General features: G+C 59.9%; 2 protein-coding genes and 1 pseudogene. 1 reads left to right on the top strand and 2 read right to left on the bottom strand.

Features of this window, described 5'->3' with window-relative positions; all coding sequences use genetic code 11:
* Both ASF20_RS24495 and ASF20_RS20875 read right to left on the bottom strand, forming a co-directional pair.
* A pseudogene (locus tag ASF20_RS24495) lies at window positions 1-456 on the bottom strand (calcium-binding protein); the annotation flags it as partial.
* 495 nt (window positions 457-951) lie between these two features.
* On the bottom strand, window positions 952-2064 hold the full coding sequence (locus tag ASF20_RS20875) for a hypothetical protein (protein ID WP_156389738.1): 1113 nt from the start codon (window positions 2062-2064) through the stop codon (window positions 952-954).
* Window positions 2065-2592: 528 nt separating this feature from the next.
* Between ASF20_RS20875 and ASF20_RS20870 the strand changes: the two genes are divergently transcribed.
* A partial coding sequence (locus ASF20_RS20870) for a GumC family protein (RefSeq protein ID WP_162242643.1) occupies window positions 2593-3756 on the top strand: 1164 nt, incomplete at its 3' end.

The following is a 3756-nucleotide window of genomic DNA, read 5'->3' as shown; positions in this document are numbered from 1 at the left end:
GATCGACACGCCGTCGGATGGTGCATCCAGGAAGGCGTTGTGCGTGAGGGTCGTGTTCTCACCGCGCGAGATGATGAAGTCGACGTAGCCGATTTTGTCGAGCTTCAGACCGTCGAACGTCGAGTGATCGACGGTCAGGTTCTTCGTGCCGGGAAACGCATTGATGGCGTAGTTCCCGACCGAGGCATCGAAGGTCGAGTTCTTGATCGTGACGTTATCGGCCTGCACGTTGATCGAGACACCGCGGAAGTCGTACCCGTCCAGGGTCACGCCTGCCTTGGTGATGACCAGCACGTTCATGGCCTTGTTGTAGTAGACACCATCAGCTGCCTTGAGGCCGGCAAAGCTCTTGAGCTGTGCGTGGGGCTGAAGCGCGCCCACCGCCACGTCGAGGCCGGCGACACTGGTCAAGCCGTTGTTACGGCCAATCCCGAAAAGATCCGAAGCGACATACATGGTTCAGCCCCCGAGCCGATAGCGCATCTTGATTGCGCGCTGCGATCAGTTCTCAGGGGCAAGCTAGGAGTGGGGGTTAAAGCTTTCTTTTAAGCTATGCGTTGGATTCGTTGGATCTCAGTCGACTCCAGGCTTTTGCGCGAAGAAATCGCACAACCTTTCGGTTTGATTACTGCAACGTTACAGCTCGTACTAAACGACATCTGCCGACGCGCGCAGGGTGCGGATCTGCCTTGGGCGGGGACCGATCGACGGTCGGTTTTCCTGAGAGTCACGCGGACCGTGGACGCCGCTCATCCGATGAGGGGGGAGGCGCAGCGCGGCCGAGGCCCCGAGATCCTGCCAAACCTCGGGGAGACTGGAGCACGGGCGGCCTGCGAGCACGCGCGTGGGCTCGCAGGCCGTGTCGTCTCGAAGGTCTCTCGATCAGGAAGGACCAGGGCGATCTCGGATCACGCGTCTACCTATGCCTCCGGGCCGAGCCGACCTGAGCGATCAGACGATGAAGAGATCGCTCAGCGATATATGGTCGGGTGTGACGTTCTTGAGGATGATCGTATCCGACCCGCCGTTGCCGACCGTGATGATCGTATCGGTGCCGTTGTGGCTCCACAGATTCACCTCTCGGCCCGTCTCGATGATGATCCGGTCTTGATGGGGACCATCCGCGTGGAAGTTGCGGATCACGTCCTGGCCGAAGCCATCGGCGAAGATGAACGTCGCACCGCCATTCGAGCTGGTGAAAACATCGTTGTGCGGCGTGCTTTCAACGGTCGCGAAGGTGCTGAGCTTGCTGACGAATAACGATCCGTCCGGGCGTACGACCTCTTGGAGCCGGATGGCACCATCGGTCTCCGTGATCTGGATGTGCGTGCCGTCGGCCGCGACGTTCATGGCGTAATGCGCGCCGTCGAGGAGCGTCTTGGTTTCGTACGTCAGCACGCCGGCCTTGTCGAAGCGATCCTCCAGGACGATCTTGCCGGTCTGATCATACGCGACGTGGCGGTGAGGGATGCGCGCGCCGACGCTGTCGTCCCACTGATCGACGGTCTTCGACAGGGCTCCGGTCTCGAAGCTATGGACGACCTTCGTGACGGTCCCCGTGAGGTCGTAGGCGACGCGAAGCCCTTCGGTGTCCGACGTGAGCACCTTCAGCGCGGGCGTTTCGTAGGGGCCGAAGTATTCGTCCTGAGAGGTCCAGGAAAAATCCGGGACCCGATCCGTTTCCGGTTCCTGTCCGGGGCTCGGAGACCGGGCATCGATCTCGACCGAACTGTGTTTGATGAACCCGGCGGCATCGTAGTCCCAGGCACGCGAAATGCCGTTCGTGACATCGTCTTGGGAAACGATCCAGCCTTTCTCATTGAAGACAGATACGATGATCGATTTACCCCCCTTGTCATTCAAAGACGTAGAAGTGCCATCCGAAAGATATTTTAGGGTCGAGAGAACTCCCGTTCGAGAGTCGTAGCTGGACCTGAAGGTCTGCCGGCCCAGTTCGTCGACGATGATGCTTTCGACGACCCACGGGCCGTCCTGGAATTCATATTGCCCAGGCGGTAAATCACTGTGCGGCGGAATGGGCGAAACAATTTGTGGCGCTGGCATCTGATTCTCCCTGAGCCTTTAAGCGATCACGGCAGATGCGGAATTTCAATTGCCACCCAGAAACAGCGTTAAAGATCTTTGTTTTCTTGCAAATTTGTCGTTATTGGAATGGTATTTAGACGATTTGACTGTGTCTCCGCGGCACCGATTTCCGCGAAATCTGTGCATTTGCCGAGGCAAACATCAGGAACGGATCCAGGGGTACGAGCCGCTGGCGCGACCTGGAAAACAGGAGGACGATCGCGGACCTGACCGGCCGGCTTCGGATCGGGCCGATGGAGAGGATCAGCCAGGATCGACGGGCCCCATCGCTTCAGGCTCGATCCGTCACACCCCAGGCCGGGATCGAACGCCGCGATCGGCCGATGCCGTCGGGCGCTGCCGGTCGAAGCACACGGTCTCTGCAGGCGGCACCACGCGATAGCGAAGGCGTTGCCGATCGTCTAAGACTGCAGACGCAATCGAATTGGCGACGGCTCTCGCCGACTCCTCGGCCCAACCGGCCGAGATTCCCGCCCATGAGGCTCTATGCTGACAAGCGATTCGCGCGCGACGCCGGGAATGCCCTTCGGCAAATTGGCTTCGGGGGATCCGGAAAGTCTTGGTTTCCTGTCTGGCGTTCTTCGTCGCCAGCGTCGGCTCATCATTCGGGTCGTCCTGATTGCCCTTGCGATCGGCACTCTGATTTTCCTGTTCGCCCCGTCGTCCTACAAGGCGTCCGCAACGGTCCTGGTCGATTTCAAGCGACTGGCCGTCGTCGATGAAGAGTCGAAATCGACGGGCCGAATCGACAGCTCGGCTCTGCTCAGCCAGATCGAAGTCCTAAATTCGACCGGTGTTCTCGAACGGACCGTGATCTCCGAAAAGCTGGACACCGATCCGGACTTCATCGGCTCCCCGTCGATGATCCGGACGCTGTTCGCGGGTCTCGGCCTCGCCGATGACCCGGAAGCCGAGCCCATGGACGTGCGTCGCTCGAGGGCGATCGAGGCCTTGCGTAAGGCAACCAGCGTAGAGCGCGCAGAACTGTCCTACGCCATCACCGTCACGGTGACGGCGCGCAGCGGCGAGAAGGCCGCACGCCTCGCGAATGCGCTCGCACAGGCCTACATCGACGATCAGATGGATGCCAAGCGCTTGCCCTCCGAGAAGGCGAGCGCTTGGTTCTCGGAACGCATTACACAGCTCCAGAACGACGCAATTAAAGCGGAACGCGCGGTCACGGACTATCGTCTGAAGAATAACATTGTGACGACGGATGGACATTTTATCGAAGAACAACGTGTCTTCGATTTGAGTCAGGTCGCTTTGAAAGCCCGCTTCGCCCGTGCCGGCGCGGAAGCAAAGGTCGCACAGATCAACGAGATGGCGAGGACCGGCGGGGTGCAGAACGCGCTCGTCGACGAACTTTCGAACATCGTCATCATCCAGCTTCGCAAAGCCTATGCCGACGCGAAGCGCCAGATGGCGGATTTCACCGTCCGGTATGGCGCGACGCACGAAGCGACGATCAAAGCCCGCGCGAAGATGAACGAGCTTCAGAGTTCGCTGAACGACGAGGTCCAGCGCATTCTCGAAGGTGCGCGCAGCGACTTCGCCATCGCGCAGATCAAGGAGCAGAGCGTTCAGAAGGAACTCGCCGACCTGTCGGAGCGATCGCTGTTGGCGCTCGAGGCACGCTTTCAACTCGCG

This window comes from Methylobacterium sp. Leaf88 (assembly GCF_001422795.1).
In the GTDB taxonomy this organism is placed as follows: Bacteria; Pseudomonadota; Alphaproteobacteria; order Rhizobiales; family Beijerinckiaceae; genus Methylobacterium.
The sequence above is the reverse complement of the archived record's forward strand: the minus strand, read 5'-3'. Positions and strand labels throughout refer to the sequence as shown.

Bases quoted from the DNA above. Each gene is read 5' to 3' on its own strand.
- ASF20_RS20875 (WP_156389738.1), bottom strand. From the start codon at position 2,064: ATGCCAGCGCCACAAATTGTTTCGCCCATTCCGCCGCACAGTGATTTA.